The organism is Jeotgalibacillus proteolyticus (genome assembly GCF_002926065.1).
GTDB lineage: Bacteria > Bacillota > Bacilli > Bacillales > Jeotgalibacillaceae > Jeotgalibacillus > Jeotgalibacillus proteolyticus.
This window is the reverse complement of record NZ_PREZ01000002.1, coordinates 607731-624467: the sequence shown is the minus strand read 5'-3', so window position 1 is coordinate 624467 and position 16737 is coordinate 607731. Positions and strand designations below refer to the sequence as shown.

The window sequence follows — 16737 nt, the reverse complement described above, 5'->3', positions numbered from 1 at the left end:
GCATTTTTTCTATTCAGCCTTAAGGGCTGTACGTAGTGTTTCAATATTTTTCTCCATTAATGAAAAATAATCTTCATTGTTATCGATATTTTCCTCTGTTAAAACAGAGAGGTTGTGCAGCTTCAGAGCTTCAGCCCCAATTTCCTGCTGGATTACCTCGGTTAAATTCGACGAAACATTTTGTTCAAATAATACATATTCGACATTGTTTTCTTTCGCATGCTCGATAAGTTTTGTTAATTCACGCTGAGATGGCTCATCCGAGGTGGAGATGCCGGCAATGGCGTTTTGTTCAAAGCCATAGCGGCTTTCCCAATAACCGTATGCTGCATGTGAGACAAACAGCTGATTAAGCTGTGCGTTTTCAGCTACTTCCTCAAATTTGTGATCAAGCTCATCCAATTGACTGATCAGCTCTTCATAATTAGCTGTGAAATACTCTTCCTGTTCCGGCATTGCTTCAATTAATGAATCCTTAACGGACTCTGCAAGCGATTGTGAAAAAACAGGATCAAGCCAGACATGGGGATCTGTATCTCCATGATCATGTCCTTCATGCCCATCATGAGCATGCTCTTCTTCATCATGAGCGTGCTCCTCATCATCGTGAGCGTGCTCTTCTTCATCGTGAGCGTGCTCTTCTTCATCGTGAGCGTGCTCTTCTTCATCGTGAGCGTGCTCTTCTTCATCGTGAGCATGCTCTTCTTCATCGTGAGCATGCTCTTCTTCATCGTGAGCGTGTTCCTCATCATGATGATCTTCAGCGCTCCCTGCAAGCTGTTCATCAGATAGATAATTAGCAGCCGCTACCATTTTAAGGTCCTGGCTCTGGAGAACATTCGTTGCATTGTTTACAAATCCTTCAAGGCCTAAGCCTATGTAGAAGAATAAGTCGGCCTCGGCTAATTTAATCATATCCTGTTGTGAAGGCTCATAGGTATGTTCATCAGCTCCCGGGGGATAAACGGTTTCAACTGTGACATATTCACCGCCGATTTTTTCAGCGAAATCCTGAAGGGGATAAACTGTGGTATACACCTCAAGGGTATGGCTGTCATCTGTAGAACCGGATTCCGTATTGCATGCTGATAAAACCCAGGCTAAGGAAGCAATCAGCATAATCCAAACCGTTTTTTTCATTTCTGCACCTCTTTATCTTTTGTTAAATAGTAATCTTTACGATTTAAAAACCATCACGGCATAATATACTATGGTTTCTAGAGAAAAGCAAGTAAAAAAGCTATCATAATTTTCTTGATGGCCATTTTTCCGGAACATGGTCAATGCCTCCACGGTGAAAAGGATGGCACTTGGATAAACGGATTACGGTTAAAAGTCCTCCCTTAAAGGCACCATGCTTTTGAATAGCTTCCAATCCATACTGTGAGCAGGTAGGGTAAAAGCGGCAGCTTGGGGGGGTAATGGGAGAAATAAACTTACGGTAAAAGCGAATGACAGAGAGCATAATTGCTTTCAAAAAAACACCTCTTTAGTTTAATGAGTCATCCTTAGAAGGCTGATCTTTGCTCATTTTATTATTTGAAGGAAGAGGGTCGACTTTATGCTGGAATTTGTATCCACGGTTTGTGGCAATGATAAATAAAAGTGTAATCAGAATAATGACCACAATCGATAAAATCATAAGACCTGTCAAAGACATTTAAAAAACTCCTTCCTATCCAAGTTTATCATGAAAATAGAGGGTTTTCCCGATTGAAGCCCTCCGGTCAACTGTGTTTTTTAAGGTTTAAGTTGAATATGAAGTGGTAAACCTTATGTATAGATTACCCATTAGGAGGATGAAAAATGTCACAGGATAACTTAATTTCAAATGTAAACAGACAAATTGCCAGCTGGACTGTTCTCTACACAAAGCTACATAATTATCATTGGTATGTAAAGGGACATCAATTCTTTACATTACATGAAAAATTTGAAGAGCTTTACAATGAAGCAGGAGTTCATATTGACGAGCTTGCTGAACGCTTACTGGCACTTCAGGGGGAACCGGTTGCAACATTAAGAGAATCACTCGAGCTTTCTTTAGTGGAAGAGGCGTCTGGAAATGAACAGGCGGACCAAATGGTTGAAGCTCTCTATAACGACTTTCAAACGTTAATGGACCATTTAAAATCAGGAATGGAAATCGCAGGGGAAGTAAATGATGAAATGACTGGAGATATGCTTCTGTCTGTACATCAAAGTCTTGAAAAACATTCCTGGATGCTGCGCTCATTCCTCGGAAGATAAAATTCGGAGTCTAAGATTTAACGTTAATTTATAAACGTGAAGTGAACCGGACTAAAGAGATTGAGACATACTCATTTGTCTCAATCTCTTTTTTGTTTGGGACCTTAACAGCACAAAAAAACGAACAAACACATGCGAATGTCTTTGTTCGTTTTTTACCTGTTTATCAATGGTAAATTGATTCGTTTTCAGAAGCAGAATTCTCGTGTTGATTCATTTTTCCCTTCAACGATTCAACTATGTAAAGTCTGATGAAATAGGCAAGCTCATCCTCCGACATATCATTAACCATTGAAAGGAGTTCCTCACGATTAAGCTGCTCCAGAATGGTAAAAGCAATGATATCAAGATCTTCTTGTGTTCCACGGATTTTACCCCGGTACATTTCAAAGATTTCATCAACGAGTTTCAATTTTTTCATCCCCATTTCGCGTTTTGTCATGCTGGCCAAAATTCATAAGGGGCAATCGGTATATATGTAACTATACCCATAATACTTTATTTAAACCATGAAAAATGTGCTTTGAAAAGAGTGGAAATGGGACATACTTCAGGGAAAAGGAGGGCTATCTATGGAGGAAAGTAAAAATACGTATTATATTTCTGTTGGCCGCGGTGAAATAAACCGGAGCGGCAAATATTCCCCTTATGAATTTGTTGTTAACGCAACAGATGAGGAAATTACGAAGCTCCGTTACTTATTTGACCAAAACCAGGACTTAGGGTTTGGCGGTGCAATACGGGCACAGACACCATATGTCCAATACCACGATGATGAACCGAATCAGGAACAGGATAGTACACTTGTAAAGATCTATTCCTTAATTCATGATATTGGAGACGAAGAAGCAGTTAAGCATATTGAAAGCATGGCTATTCTCCCGCCAACAAAGGAGCACCCTTTTATTCAGGTTAAAGGTGATCATGAGAATAAAGAGGAGGATCCTCTGCAATAGAAAAAAGCCTCTGCGCATCCATGCAGAGGCTGATTTTTATTGGACTTCAGTTGCAGTATCGAGTACTTCCTGAGGAATTGTAATTTCGTCCATATGATTATATTCCAGATAGTTTGCTTCTGTATTTTGAACAAGTGTGAGGGATTCGCCCTCCATCTCCATTACCATGGTCATATCCATCGTTAGAGAAGACGGAAGAAATGTTTCTTTGTCTATAAAGATTTTGTACATAACATCCTCAAAATCAACGTCGGAAAAAAGCTCATCCATTGACTCATCTGTTCCTGTATCAGGCATCTGTTCTTTCGCCTGTTCTCTTAAGAACTCACTAAACTTTTCACCGGAGGCATTCAGGGTTAAAATGTAAGAAGAATCATCCTGTTCAAAAGTGAAATCATCCGTAAATTGTTCCAAGTCTCTTAGCTGTTCATTTGGATTGCTTTGAGCGTCTGACATTTGAAGAAGTTCATCCGACATTTCAGTAGGGAGCTTCATCCATTGATCAGAGGCTGTGTCATACATGAAAAAACCTTCTTCAGTAAAGTAGACTTCAGCCTGGATTTCTTCTGTTTCACCCATTTGGTCGCTTGTGGTAACAGATTCCTGATAAAGACCTAACGGCTCCATTACCATATCCATTTGAATATCCGAGGCTGTCGTTACAGTGAGATCTTCGTTAGGGATTGTCATATCCTGGTCTAAGGTCATTTCAGCTTTCATGGAGTTAACATCTTCGCCTGCCTCAATTGACTTAGCGAAAACTTCTTCAAGTGTCAGCTCTGAATTGGAACTTTCATCTGAATTTGAATCTGAATCTGTGTTGCCTTCTTCACCGTCTACCGGCTGTGCAGTATCCTGACAAGCTGCAAGGATAAGAGCCAGTGATGCTGCACCTATTCCGAGTTTCCATTTGTTCATCAAATCGCTCCTTTAGCATTTTATAGTATTACTTACCCATTACATACGATTTATAACGAAAAAAGTTCCATTTTTATCAAAAAATATACCTAGAAGAGAAAAATTAACCATTTTATAGGGCTTTAAGGAGGGTTTTTTTGCACGTATTCAACGATTTTGTAGGTAAAAGAGTATATTTCTCTTTTGACCCTCATGCTTTTGGGGAAGAACCTAAGCATGTCTGGGTTTTAACAAGGTATAAGCAAAACTGGGTAGTCACTGACCATAAAAAAAGAGGTCTTGAGTTTCCTGGAGGGAAAAAAGAGCAGGGGGAGAGCCTTGACCAGGCAGCAAAAAGAGAAATAAGTGAAGAGCTTGGGGCTGAGGCAGGGCCGCTTCATTATATTGGACAGTACAGGGTAGATGATAGTCCTCCTTTTGTTAAAGCGGTGTACTTTACCCAGATTGTTAAGCTTTCGCCCAAGACTCACTATTATGAAACGAATGGACCTCAAATGATTACAGGCAATCTAATGGAGATGAGAATGCAAAAAGAATTTAGCTTCTTAATGAAGGACGATGTACTTGAGCATGCGCTGCATTACTGGAAAAATAATTTAAGCAGAAAGGATTGAACGCATGAGAGACGGCGAGATAATTTCACAAATTCCCTATCCATCCCCAAATCCTAACGTTGAATTATTTTTGGTGACGATGTGGTCAGCCGGACTGAAGGTGAAGGGGCTGTTGGCAGAGCCGGAGGGCGAGGAGAAACTGGACGGCTTTTTATATTTAAGGGGCGGGATTAAAAATGTGGGTATGGTACGTCCTGCAAGGATCGCCCAATTTTCTCAGCAGGGCTTTATCGTTTTTGCTCCTTTTTACAGAGGAAATAGAGGAGGACAGGGCAATGAAGATTTTGCTGGGGAAGACAGAAAAGATGCTTTTTCAGGCGTAAAGCTTTTGCAAAAGCACGCCCGGGTACATAATGATAAAATTCATGTATTCGGTTTTTCCAGAGGTGGCGTAATGGCGCTTCAAGCTGGCGTTGAATTTGATTCAATAGCCTCTGTTGTAACGTGGGGAGGGGTATCTGATTTAACGCTGACTTATGAGGAGCGAAAAGACCTTAGAAGAATGATGAAGCGGGTGATTGGCGGTTCGCCAAATAAAAATAAACAAGCGTACGACTACCGGACGCCTCTTAACGAACTCAATCAAATTAAAGCACCCGTGCTGATTATTCACGGAGAAAAAGATACGAATGTTACGTTTGAACATGCAAAAAGATTGGAAACTACATTAAAATCATTGGACAAGAAAGTAGAGACACTTTATTTCAGCGAGTATAATCATGTATTTCCACCTGCTGAAAATCGTAAAATGGTAAAAGAACTGAGCGGCTGGATGAAGAACCAAAAATCTGAGTTAAATCAATAGAGGAGGAATGATGTAAGTGGGTATGCCCCTTGAGGTTAATACAATGATCGTAACAAAAGGAAAGGAACATCGTCAGCAGGAGAACTTCTTTCAGTTAATTAAAGAAGGATACCGGCTTTACCCGATGCATGTTCCGTTGGAAGTCAAGCGCACAAAAGAAGGAGAACTCAGTGGAACCGGGCAAATTCACCGGCTGGAATGGCGGGATCATTCGACGATTATTTCCTACGAATTATTAACATTGCAATCCAGCAATTAAAAAAAGAGTGCCTGAGCTGAACGTCAGGCACTCTTTTGATATTAAACGCTTGGTCCGCCAAGCTTGATGATGGACTCATCAACATTTGTGAATTTTTTAAAGTTCTCTTTGAACTTGCTCGCAAGCTCCAGCGCTTTTTCTTCGTATGCTTCTTCTGAAGGCCAAGCAAAGCGCGGGACTAATACATCATCCGGAACACCCGGAATATGCGTTGGTGTTTCAAGATTGAAAAGGCCATTCTTTGTCGTCTCAGCATTTGTCAGCTCTCCGTGAAGAGCAGCGCGAACCATTGCACGTGTGTAGGACAGCTTCATACGGCTTCCTGTTCCGTAAGCTCCGCCTGTCCAACCAGTGTTAACAAGGAAAACTTCAACCTCATGCTCTTCCATTTTGCGTCCTAGCATTTCTGCATAAACCGTTGGGCGGAGAGGAAGAAATGGAGAACCGAAGCAGGTTGAGAATGTTGCTTCAGGCTCAGTGATTCCACGCTCAGTTCCCGCAAGCTTTGAGGTATAGCCGCTTAGGAAGTGATACATTGCCTGTTCCTTTGTCAACTTAGAAATAGGAGGCAAAACGCCAAATGCGTCAGCCGTTAGGAAAATAATTGTATTCGGATGCCCGGCAATGCTAGGGTCCACAATATTAGTCATTGCCTGAAGAGGGTATGCCGCACGCGTATTTTCTGTTAATGACGAGTCATCGTAATCAGCTACTTTGGTAGTAGGATCAAGGACGACATTTTCAAGAACAGAACCAAAACGGATGGCATCAAAGATTTGCGGTTCTTTTTCACGCGATAGCTGAATGCATTTGGCGTAACATCCGCCTTCAATATTAAAGACACCGCTTGCAGACCAGCCATGCTCATCATCGCCAATTAAACGTCTGTCTGCATCGGCAGAAAGTGTCGTTTTTCCGGTTCCTGATAGCCCGAAAAATAATGCCACATCTCCCTCAGAACCAACGTTGGCAGAGCAATGCATCGGCATAATATCTTTTTGAGGCAGCAAGTAATTCATAATTGAAAAGATTGATTTTTTCATTTCGCCTGCGTATTCTGTTCCGCCAATTAAGATTGTTCTTTTCTCGAATGAAACAATAATAAATGCCTCACTTCGGGTACCATCAACTGAAGGATCCGCCTTAAGCGATGGTGCGGATAGAATGGTAAAAGGCTCTTCCGCCGCGTTCTCCCAATCGTCTGATTGAGCCGGTCGGATAAATAACTGCTTAGCAAACAAATTATGCCATGCTCTTTCGTTAACCACACGGATTGGAAGCCGCGTCGCTTCATCAGCACCTGCGAATCCTTCAAAAACAAAGATCTCGTCTGCGTCCTGTAAATGATTCGTTACTTTTGAATAGAGGCGGTCAAACACATCGGATGAAATTGGCTGGTTAACACTGCCCCAGTCAATCTGATCTCTGGACGAAGGCTCATCAACGATGTATTTATCTTTTGGCGACCGTCCAGTGTATTTTCCGGTCTCTGCTTTAACGGCGCCTGATGAAGTGAGGGTTCCTTCGTTGCGCTCCAAAATCTTTTCAACCAGTACTGGAACTGAAAGATTTCGGCGGACATGCTCTTTGGATAATAATTCTTGTAAATCGGTTGTTTTGCGTATGATGTTCATATAGATTCCCCACCCTTTATAAAAAATATCATGCACCAATTCTCCAAATTAGTATAACACATTTAAATTAATAGTCTATACTAATCATTCGATTTCATAGGTTTTTTTCACTTGGGAATAATAAATATACAGCGGATGGTTGACATCCCCCCTGCCTTTGCGTATGATAGTTTTTTGAACGGATACTCTTATCCCGAGCTGGTGGAGGGACAGGCCCTATGAAACCCAGCAACCTGCTCTGCAAAAAAGTCTTTGACTTTTGCGATTCACTCAAATGGAGCGAAGGTGCTAACCTGTAGCAGGGCTATAACGCCCTGAACGATAAGAGTGAAAGGCGCGCTTAACACAAAACCTTTCCTCAAGCACGTTGGGGAAGGGTTTCTTTTATATCGTGCCATGACTTGGATGATCTACAGAAGGTTAACGTTCGATCTCTAAGGGTAATGAGTACCGTCCAATATATACGCTTCACAAGGAGGAGACACTATGTCAACAAAACGTCATTTGTTTACGTCTGAGTCTGTAACAGAAGGACATCCGGACAAAATTTGTGATCAAATTTCAGATTCTATTTTGGATGCTATCTTAAAGGATGATCCGAACGCCCGTGTAGCATGTGAAACTTCAGTTACAACAGGTCTTGTACTTGTTGCGGGAGAAATTTCAACATCCACGTATGTAGACATTCCTAAAATTGTGCGTGAAACGGTAAAAGGAATTGGGTATACGCGTGCAAAATATGGTTTTGATGCTGAAACATGTGCAGTACTGACTTCTATTGATGAACAGTCGCCAGATATTGCTGCTGGAGTTGACCGTGCACTTGAGGATCGGGAAAGCTCTATGTCTGATGAAGAAATCGAATCGATTGGAGCCGGGGACCAGGGACTTATGTTTGGGTTTGCATGCAATGAAACCACTGAGTTAATGCCGCTTCCAATTTCTTTGGCACACAAGCTTTCACGCCGTCTGACAGAAGTGCGTAAAGAAGAAATTCTTCCTTACCTTCGTCCGGATGGAAAGACGCAGGTTACAGTAGAATATGATGAAAATAACAATCCAGTTCGCATTGACACAATTGTTATTTCAACTCAGCACCATCCGGAAGTGGACCTTGAACGAATTCAGCGCAATGTAAAAGATCACGTCATTAAGCCGGTTGTACCAGCTGAATTGATTGATGAGGATACAAAATACTTCATTAACCCTACTGGCCGCTTTGTCATTGGCGGACCACAGGGGGATGCCGGGTTAACGGGCCGTAAAATTATTGTTGATACGTACGGTGGATATGCCCGTCACGGCGGCGGTGCTTTCTCAGGAAAAGACGCAACGAAAGTTGACCGTTCCGGTGCATATGCTGCACGTTATGTAGCGAAAAACCTTGTAGCAGCAGGACTTGCTGATAAGTGTGAGGTTCAGCTTGCTTATGCAATTGGAGTAGCACAGCCGGTATCAATTTCGATTGATACATTCGGGACAGGAACAGTAGAAGAGGATGTTTTGATCGAGCTTGTCCGGAGCAATTTTGATCTTCGACCTGCAGGGATTATTAACATGCTTGATCTGCGCCGTCCGATTTATAAGCAGACAGCTGCTTACGGACATTTTGGCCGTAATGATCTGGATCTTCCTTGGGAGCGTACAGATAAAGCTGAGACTCTTAAAGAACAGGCAGCAAAATAATAGATTGATCTATATACAGAGCATACAAAATCAGCCGGGGGGTTTCTCCGGCTGGTTTTTTGTTGAATATAAATAACTGCCTCTTAAGGGGCGTGTTGATTTCCGCTGCAGGGGCATGCTTTCCGCGGGGCGGGAGTCAGCCCCTTACACTGCAATCAACTCTTTGGTAATTTGTTTTGTTCTTCGACACTTGATTATATGAATGAATTTCCCTTGCCCATACATGGTGTATAGAGTACATCTTTCTGGTTGATTCTTTTATAGCAGGCAGGTACCAAAAATGATATACTTGTAAAAGCGAATGTATATTCGCTTTTGCTTCCTCATTTGTTTATTATTCGTTCTCCATTTTTAAATTTCTACTGTAATTCCTCCTTCCTTCATTTAATGCATATTAAGTTAAATTTGATCTTATAAAATACAATGCTATGAAACTGAGAAATAGGAGGTCGACGTTTGTTATGTCGCTTGTTGTAATCCTGGCCGAGAAGCCCTCCCAGGCCAAAAGCTATGCTGATGCTTTTTCAAAAGCAAAAAAACAAGATGGTTATTTTGAAATAGAAGATTCGCTTTTTACAAGCAGAGCCGTTATTACATGGGGCTTTGGCCATTTGGTTACCCTCCAGGAACCGCACGCCTATAAGCCTGAATGGAAAAAATGGAAGCTTGACGTGCTGCCGATCATTCCTGATTCATTCCGGTTTACAGTTCCTTACGATAAGCGGCAGCAGTTTGGTATAGTCAGCAGGCTTCTTAAAGAAGCAAGCACCATTATTGTCGCAACAGACAGTGACAGAGAAGGGGAGAATATTGCCCGTTCAATTATTTCTCATGCAGGAATGTCTCATAAGCCCTCGCAGCGGCTTTGGATAAACTCGCTTGAAAAAGATGCAATCAGAAAAGGCTTTGAATCTTTAAGAGAAGGCAGCGGTTATATTCCTTTGTATAAGGAAGCGCAAACCCGGCAGATGAGCGATTGGCTTGTTGGAATGAATTTATCAAGACTTTATACGCTGCTTCTCCAGAAAAAAGGAGTGGATGGTCCATTTAGCGTTGGGAGAGTTCAAACGCCCACGCTTTATATGATCTGGCAGCGGCATCACGAAATTGAGCACTTTAAGCCTGAGCCTTATTTTGATTTAGAGGCAGACGTCAAGGCGGATAATGGGAGCTTTATCGCTAAGCATGATAAACGCTTTCCAAGTAAGGAGAAAGCACTTGAAACGCTAAATAAGCATCGTATAGAGCCAACTAGACTTACAGAGGGTGTAATTACAAAAGCTGAAAAAAAGAAAAAGAAAACACAGGCTCCGAGTCTGCACTCCCTTTCTTCCCTGCAGGCAAATTTGAACAGGAGATTTAAATACAGCCCTTCAGCAGTGTTGAAAACCGTGCAGGATTTATATGAGAAGAAGCTTGTTTCCTATCCAAGAACGGATTGTACCTTTATAACAAGAAATGAATTTAATTATTTGAGTAATCAGCTGGATAAGATGAAGTCAGGAGCCGGTGTGGAATTTGAAACTTACTACAGCCGGCCGCGCCCTAAATATGTTCAAGATAGCAAAGTGCAGGAGCACTACGCGATTATTCCCACTAAAAAAGTGCTGAAGCCTGAGCAGGTGAAAGCTCTTGCGCCTAAGGAGCGGAATATTTATCTTGAGATCCTGAGAAGTGTGCTTGCTATGTTTCATGATGACTATCATTTTGAAGAAACAAAAATTGAAGTATCTGTTAACGGGTTGATTTTTAAAGCGGGCGGAAAGGTCGAGATAAAAAAGGGCTGGAAATCCCTTTTTAGTGAAGAGAAGAAGACTAAAGATAAAGATGAACAAGCCCTTCCTCTTGTCCAAACAGGGCAATCAATCCAATCCAGTGTAGACATAAAGGAAGGAATAACAAAACCTCCTAAGCCCTATACTGAAGGAAATTTAATTACGATGATGAAAACAGCAGGAAAAACAGTCGAGGATGAAAAAGCACAGGCGATATTAAAGGAAACAGAAGGAATCGGAACTGAAGCAACCCGTGCAGCCATTATTGAAACCTTAAAAAAACAGGAGTACATTACGATATCTAAAAATATCGTCAGTGTGACCCAAAAGGGTATTACTTTATGTCAGGTAATTGAGGGAACACTTTTAAGCAGTCCTGAAATGACAGCTAAATGGGAAGCTTACCTGAAAAAAATCGGGACGGAGCAGGGAAGCCAGGAGGCATTTATTCAAAATATCCAGAAGTTCATTACCCACCTTTTAGAAGCTGCTCCTCAAAAAATTGATAATACCCCATTACAGAGAACGGAAAAGAAAATGGGTGCACAAGAAGCAGTGGTGCTTTGTCCTGCTTGTAAAAAAGGACATATTATTGACAGAGGAAAATTTTATGGCTGCACTGACTATGCTTCCGGCTGTAAACAGACCTTTCCAAAAGTGTTTTTAGGCAAAAGGCTAACGCCAAGCCAGATAAAATCGTTGTGCCAAAAAGGAAGAACGGCCCTCATAAAGGGATTTAAAAGTAAAGCAGGCAAACGCTTCAGTGCTGCACTGCTTTTTAAAGAAGGCAAGCTTGAATTTGATTTTCCTAAAGCAAAATAAAAACAGCCTGGTCGTATTAGACGACCTCAGGCTGTTTTTTTGCTTCAATAATTTTTCTGACTTTTTCTTTATGCTTAGTGGCAACGAGAATATAAAGAAAGTCACCGGCTTTTATTTCTGTTTCTCCATATGGGGTGATGAGTTCTTCATCTCGTACAATCGCACTAATAGTTACTTCATTTGGCAGATTTAGCTCGTGAAGTTTTTTGCCGACAAGTGCAAGGTCTTTGTTCGTTTGGAATTGAACCATCTCCGCATTGGCTTTCCCGATTGAGATGAGCTCAATGGAATGGTGAGGAGTGTCTTTTTTAGGACCGGTTAAATTAAGCATTCTAGCTACAGAAGAAATGGTGGAACCCTGCAGCAGCGTTGATGTCAGGACAATGAAGAAAACTACGTTAAAAAACAGTTGCCCATTTTCCAGATTTGCCACTATCGGGAAGGTCGCAAGAACGATTGGGACAGCTCCGCGAAGCCCCGCCCATGAAACAAACAGCTTTTCTTTATTCGTATACTTCATGCCAATCGTAGATAAATAAACAGCAGCAGGACGTGCTACAAAAATTAACACAACTGATAATACCAGACCGCTTATAATGATCTGACTAGTGAATAATTGTGCAGGAAAAACGAGAAGACCAAGAATCATGAACATAAGGATCTGGGCCATCCAGGCGAACCCTTCGTTAAATTGAAAGATGGAATAGCGGTAAGTCAATTCACTGTTTCCAATGACAAGTGCTGCAACGTATACAGCAAGGAATCCGCTTCCTCCTGTAAAAGCCGTTACACTATATGCAAGCATTGCAAAAGCTAACGAGAAAATAGGGTATAATCCACTCGATTCAAGCTTTATTCTGTTTAGGGCAAATGAGGCAAATTTACCGATTACAAGTCCTAAAACAAGTCCAAGGCTCATCTGCAAGAAAAATGAAGGAACCAGGCTCCAAATGGTGCTGTTATCAATAGAAATTAATTCGATAAAGGATAAGGTCAAAAACACTGCCATAGGATCATTCGTGCCTGATTCTGCTTCTAATGTTGCACCCATTTTTGCTTTTATGTTTCTTTCTTTTAATACGGCAAAAACGGCCGCAGCGTCTGTAGAGCCTACGATCGCTCCAAACAGCAGCCCTTCAAGAAGCGTCACATCAAAAATCAGGTAAGCAGTATACCCGACAATTCCTGAGGTAAAAAGGACCCCGAGAGTTGCGAGTGAAAGGGAGGGCATAGCGACTGAGCGAACTGTTGCCCATTTAGTCTGCATACCTCCTTCAAATAAAATAATGACTAAAGCAACAATACCTATTAATTGGGCAGTATTTACACTATCAAAATAAACGATGCCGAGGCCGTCGCTTCCAATAATCATTCCGACAAGGATAAACAGAACAAGGGATGGCAGACCCAGGCGGTTAGAGAACTTTGCTACAATTACCCCGCATATAAGCAGAAGTCCCCCAAGTAAAACAAATGCATCAATTCCAAATGTCTCTATAAACATTTGTGTCCCCCTATATAAGTTCTATTTTTTATTTATCTGATTTTCTTCTTCCTTTTTATACAATACGGCCTTTTCAGCGTATTCCCGGCTGATGCGTTCCATATCTGCAATGTCTTCCTGAGTAAGGGTGCGGATTACTTTAGCCGGACGTCCGAAGGCAAGCGTGTTGGGAGGGATTTTTTTGCCTTGAGATACGAGGCTGCCTGCTCCAATAAATGCACCTTCGCCAATTTCAGCACCGTCTAATATAATTGATCCCATTCCAATAAGAGCTTTCTTTTTAATTGTACAGCTATGTAGGATAACCTGATGACCGATTGTAACTTCGTCTTCAAGGATAAGGGGGGTGTTCGGGCTTTGATGGAGAATAGAATGGTCCTGTATGTTAACTTTTTCTCCGATAATCGTTGGAGACACATCCCCGCGTATGGTGGTCCCGTACCAGACACTTGAGTGAGCTCCTATTTTCACATCACCTGACACAGTCGCATTATGGGCAATGTAAGCTGTCGTATCTATGATCGGATAATGATTTTTATAAGACAGTATCATGGTTATTGCTCCTTTATCTAATTTAAAATGTGATATAGTGTATTTTACCATACTTTTTTTTTGGATGTTGGTCAGAGACTTAATGATCATTTTAGTTAAAATCCTGCTTGTACAGTAAAATTAAAGATATAGTACAGGGTAGCTACGGATGTTAGGGGGTATTCATTTTGTGGAAATGGGAAACAGACCAAACAGCTCAGGGCGTCATCGTCATCATTCATGGAGAGCTTGAGCATCATGCAAGATACGGCTGGCTCATTGAAATGTGGCGATCAAAAGGCTACCATGTCATCATGGGAGACCTTCCTGGTCAAGGAATGGCAAAACGGACATCACGAGGACATATTGACTCGTTTGAACAATATATAGAAGAAGTGCAAAAATGGGTGGAAGCCAGCTATCAGTTTGATCTGCCGGTTTTTATTCTCGGTCATGGTATGGGAGGACTCATTGCTGTACGTATGCTTCAGCAGATGCGTCTTGAAATAGCAGGTCTGATCCTATCTTCACCAACATTTGCTCTGCGTTTTACACCTTCAAAAGTAAGTCATGTTCTATCAGGCGGACTAAATAAATTCGCCCCGGAGCACAAGTTTAATTTTGACTTTCCTATTGAACACGCTACTAGAAATAAAGAAATAATAGACCTGGATAAGGAAGACTCTATCTATGTACATAGGGTATCGGTACGCTGGTACCGCGAAATTCTGATGGCGATGAAGCAGGTGCCTCTTGAAAATAAAAACTTCCCTCAAATTCCAGTGCTTCTCATGCAGGGAGGAGAGGACTATCTGGTAGAAACAGCTGTCGGGAAAAAGTGGTTTCGCGATCTGGATCTGCTTGAGATGCATTACAAGGAGTGGCCTCAATGCTACCATGAGCTTTTTAATGAACCTGAACGAGATGAAATCTTTGCTTTCACTGAATCCTTTACACGAAATCGGCTGCGCAATATTGGCTATGATGTATAAGAAGAGGGGATGAAAAGAATGGTCCCAACAGAACCGTTTTTTCTGATGAATCAGGTATATCGTAAAGTTTTTCCAGTTGTCCATACTGAGCTTGCCGTCTGGCGGGAGCAGGCGGGTAAAATTCCGGATCAAGAGCTTAGAACTCAGGCGCTTACAAGTGTAAACCAAAAGGCGTTTCACTGTGAGGGCGGCGGTATTATGGGGCTTCTTGCACTTGAAGACAAAAAGGAAGCTATCCGTTTTATTGTTGCCTATCAGACGATCAGCGATTATCTGGATAATCTCTGTGACCGAAGCACATCCCTTGATCCAAAGGATTTCTCATGTCTTCATGAGGCGATGGAAGACGCATTGACTGTGGGGGCGCCCCTGAGAAATTATTACCGCTGCAGAACTGAGCAAAATGACGGGGGGTACCTTGGAGCACTGGTGCTGACATGTCAGGAAGTTCTTGAAGGACTGGATACGTATCCATCGATTAAACAGGATCTGCTCATGCTTTCCAGATACTATTGTGACCTGCAAATACATAAGCATGTACATGAGGATGAGCGGGAAAAAAGGCTGCAGATATGGTTCAAAGACCATCATGAGCGCTTTCCTGAAATGGAATGGTATGAATTTTCCGCTTGTACTGGCTCTACACTTGGTATTTTTTGTCTCGTGTCGTATGCCTTCAGAAAAGATTTTAAGCCATCCTTCTCAGCTGTGATTCGAAATGGGTATTTTCCTTATATTCAAGGACTTCATATTCTGCTGGATTATTTGATTGATCAGGAGGAAGATCTTGAAGAAGGAGATTTGAACTTTTGTTTTTACTATCCAACACATGAATTGCTGTTTAAACGACTTCAGCACTTTGTGGAAGAAGCAGACCGGCATACAAGCAAGCTTCCGCACAGACAATTCCATAAATTAATTAATAGAGGGCTTTTAGGCGTGTATTTATCAGATGAAAAAGTAAGCAGACAAAAACATGTCCGACAGCTTGCCAGAAAAATGATCCGCTCAAGCGGGGGTGTAAGTTACTTCTTCTATTTAAACGGACGTATGTACCGTTCAATCCAAAAATGGATTCCGCGCCGTTTAGCTATTAAGCGCTCATAGCAACTCTATAATTCAGGTTTCTTTACATTAGATTGGTTCCTGTAACCTATAGAGTCTATTTTTCTTTAAGCGGCGGAAGAGAAAATACAACGCCAAATATAACGGTAATATCATCGCTGTAGTCGGAAAAAATCACATCATCGACAAAAACCTGTGCTCTAATGGAGCAGAAGTCCGGACAAATAGATGCATCGCTTGAAAAACCGACCAAATGGTTTACACAGGCTGTCCCGTGGCAGCTAAAGTGGGCGCGATTAAGCTGGTAAGGGCAGATGGTACTGGAAATTTCATTTGAGACGACAAAGTTAATACAGCCCTTCGCCAGGACTTTACTTACATTTACATCGCATGTAAGGTGTCCGTCCGGCGTTTCTAAGGAAGCGTCCAAAAGTGTATAATTCTCTGTACAACAGGAAAGTATAACCGGACTGAAGATGACTTTAGGATTTACTATACCGTCAAAGCCTGCAGGAAGCACAGCTGTGCAGGATGCAAAAACCTTATTATCATTAATTGCGTGACAAAATGTCAGTTCAGTTTTTTTGGCGTCACCCTTGTTATCCATTATTTTTTCCCCCGTTTGTTTCAGGATCATCAATTCCGGGCTTTGGTCATAATAGTCTTGAAAATTAAAACTTCGATACTTCAACGATCTTCCTCCATTTTAGTTCACAGATTAACCCGGCGCAGCACGGAGCGTTTATATCTGTAGAATCAATTTTTTATGGAGTGATTACTTTTTTGAGATTGCTAGATTTTTTGTCACTCCTTTTACTAGTTAATGCTGATAGAAGTGAAAATGATTGTAGTAAATGCCCCTGGGGAAAATAATTATGGCTGTATAAATTTATAAAATAAACCGCCTTAATTCAGACATATTTTAA

18 protein-coding genes and 1 riboswitch are annotated in these 16737 nt (G+C 41.6%); of the genes, 9 read left to right on the top strand and 9 right to left on the bottom strand.

What is annotated here, in order from left to right:
- Positions 1-9: 9 nt before the first annotated feature.
- From C4B60_RS06795 to ytzI, 3 genes are all read right to left on the bottom strand, one after another.
- Entirely contained in the window at positions 10-1140 is a 1131-nt protein-coding gene (locus tag C4B60_RS06795) for a metal ABC transporter solute-binding protein, Zn/Mn family (protein WP_104057237.1), read from the bottom strand.
- Between the two features lie 103 nt (positions 1141-1243).
- Positions 1244-1465, bottom strand: a complete 222-nt coding sequence (yidD, locus tag C4B60_RS06790; protein WP_104057287.1) for a membrane protein insertion efficiency factor YidD — start codon at positions 1463-1465, stop codon at positions 1244-1246.
- 24 nt (positions 1466-1489) lie between these two features.
- Positions 1490-1660, bottom strand: coding sequence for a YtzI protein (ytzI, locus tag C4B60_RS06785; RefSeq protein ID WP_104057236.1), 171 nt, complete (start codon positions 1658-1660; stop codon positions 1490-1492).
- A gap of 146 nt (positions 1661-1806) precedes the next feature.
- On the opposite strand from ytzI, the gene C4B60_RS06780 reads away from it, so the two are divergent.
- Positions 1807-2250: a Dps family protein gene (locus tag C4B60_RS06780; RefSeq protein WP_104057235.1), complete on the top strand. Its 444-nt coding sequence runs from the start codon at positions 1807-1809 to the stop codon at positions 2248-2250.
- Positions 2251-2416: 166 nt separating this feature from the next.
- Here C4B60_RS06780 and C4B60_RS06775 read toward each other — a convergent pair whose 3' ends face one another.
- Complete coding sequence (locus C4B60_RS06775; protein WP_245153892.1) at positions 2417-2671, bottom strand: DUF6154 family protein; 255 nt, start codon at positions 2669-2671, stop codon at positions 2417-2419.
- A 151-nt stretch (positions 2672-2822) separates the two neighbouring features.
- On the opposite strand from C4B60_RS06775, the gene C4B60_RS06770 reads away from it, so the two are divergent.
- Positions 2823-3206, top strand: coding sequence for a hydrolase (locus tag C4B60_RS06770; protein ID WP_104057233.1), 384 nt, complete (start codon positions 2823-2825; stop codon positions 3204-3206).
- A gap of 36 nt (positions 3207-3242) precedes the next feature.
- Here the strand turns inward: C4B60_RS06770 and C4B60_RS06765 are convergent, their stop codons facing one another.
- On the bottom strand, positions 3243-4124 hold the full coding sequence (locus tag C4B60_RS06765; RefSeq protein ID WP_104057232.1) for a DUF6612 family protein: 882 nt from the start codon (positions 4122-4124) through the stop codon (positions 3243-3245).
- A 137-nt stretch (positions 4125-4261) separates the two neighbouring features.
- Between C4B60_RS06765 and ytkD the strand changes: the two genes are divergently transcribed.
- The 3 genes from ytkD to C4B60_RS06750 are packed head-to-tail and all read left to right on the top strand — an operon-like array spanning position 4262 to position 5802.
- Positions 4262-4738, top strand: a complete 477-nt coding sequence (gene ytkD / locus C4B60_RS06760; RefSeq protein WP_104057231.1) for an RNA deprotection pyrophosphohydrolase — start codon at positions 4262-4264, stop codon at positions 4736-4738.
- A gap of 4 nt (positions 4739-4742) precedes the next feature.
- Positions 4743-5543 carry an alpha/beta hydrolase family protein gene (locus C4B60_RS06755; RefSeq protein ID WP_104057230.1) on the top strand — a complete coding sequence of 267 codons (801 nt, stop codon included), beginning with the start codon at positions 4743-4745 and terminating at the stop codon, positions 5541-5543.
- 16 nt (positions 5544-5559) lie between these two features.
- Positions 5560-5802, top strand: coding sequence for a DUF2584 domain-containing protein (locus C4B60_RS06750; RefSeq protein ID WP_104057229.1), 243 nt, complete (start codon positions 5560-5562; stop codon positions 5800-5802).
- Between the two features lie 41 nt (positions 5803-5843).
- On the opposite strand, the gene pckA is transcribed toward C4B60_RS06750, so the two are convergent.
- On the bottom strand, positions 5844-7436 hold the full coding sequence (gene pckA / locus C4B60_RS06745; protein WP_104057286.1) for a phosphoenolpyruvate carboxykinase (ATP): 1593 nt from the start codon (positions 7434-7436) through the stop codon (positions 5844-5846).
- 185 nt (positions 7437-7621) lie between these two features.
- A riboswitch (SAM riboswitch) is annotated at positions 7622-7764 on the top strand.
- Positions 7765-7922: 158 nt separating this feature from the next.
- On the opposite strand from pckA, the gene metK reads away from it, so the two are divergent.
- Positions 7923-9122, top strand: a complete 1200-nt coding sequence (metK, locus tag C4B60_RS06740) for a methionine adenosyltransferase (protein WP_104057228.1) — start codon at positions 7923-7925, stop codon at positions 9120-9122.
- A gap of 461 nt (positions 9123-9583) precedes the next feature.
- A complete protein-coding gene (locus tag C4B60_RS06735; RefSeq protein WP_104057227.1) occupies positions 9584-11719 on the top strand; it encodes a type IA DNA topoisomerase in 2136 nt (711 codons plus the stop codon).
- A 16-nt stretch (positions 11720-11735) separates the two neighbouring features.
- On the opposite strand, the gene C4B60_RS06730 is transcribed toward C4B60_RS06735, so the two are convergent.
- Both C4B60_RS06730 and C4B60_RS06725 read right to left on the bottom strand, forming a co-directional pair.
- Entirely contained in the window at positions 11736-13223 is a 1488-nt protein-coding gene (locus C4B60_RS06730; RefSeq protein ID WP_209020065.1) for a potassium/proton antiporter, read from the bottom strand.
- Positions 13224-13244: 21 nt separating this feature from the next.
- Positions 13245-13775: a gamma carbonic anhydrase gene (locus tag C4B60_RS06725; RefSeq protein WP_104057284.1), complete on the bottom strand. Its 531-nt coding sequence runs from the start codon at positions 13773-13775 to the stop codon at positions 13245-13247.
- Positions 13776-13942: 167 nt separating this feature from the next.
- Between C4B60_RS06725 and C4B60_RS06720 the strand changes: the two genes are divergently transcribed.
- Positions 13943-14746 (top strand): alpha/beta fold hydrolase, encoded by an 804-nt coding sequence (locus C4B60_RS06720; RefSeq protein WP_104057226.1) that lies wholly within the window; start codon positions 13943-13945, stop codon positions 14744-14746.
- Between the two features lie 45 nt (positions 14747-14791).
- The gene (locus C4B60_RS06715; protein WP_280632256.1) at positions 14792-15853 is read left to right on the top strand and encodes a tetraprenyl-beta-curcumene synthase family protein; all 1062 of its coding nucleotides are present in this window, start codon (positions 14792-14794) and stop codon (positions 15851-15853) included.
- A 55-nt stretch (positions 15854-15908) separates the two neighbouring features.
- On the opposite strand, the gene C4B60_RS06710 is transcribed toward C4B60_RS06715, so the two are convergent.
- Positions 15909-16502 carry a hypothetical protein gene (locus tag C4B60_RS06710; RefSeq protein ID WP_104057224.1) on the bottom strand — a complete coding sequence of 198 codons (594 nt, stop codon included), beginning with the start codon at positions 16500-16502 and terminating at the stop codon, positions 15909-15911.
- Between the last annotated feature and the right edge of the window lie 235 nt (positions 16503-16737).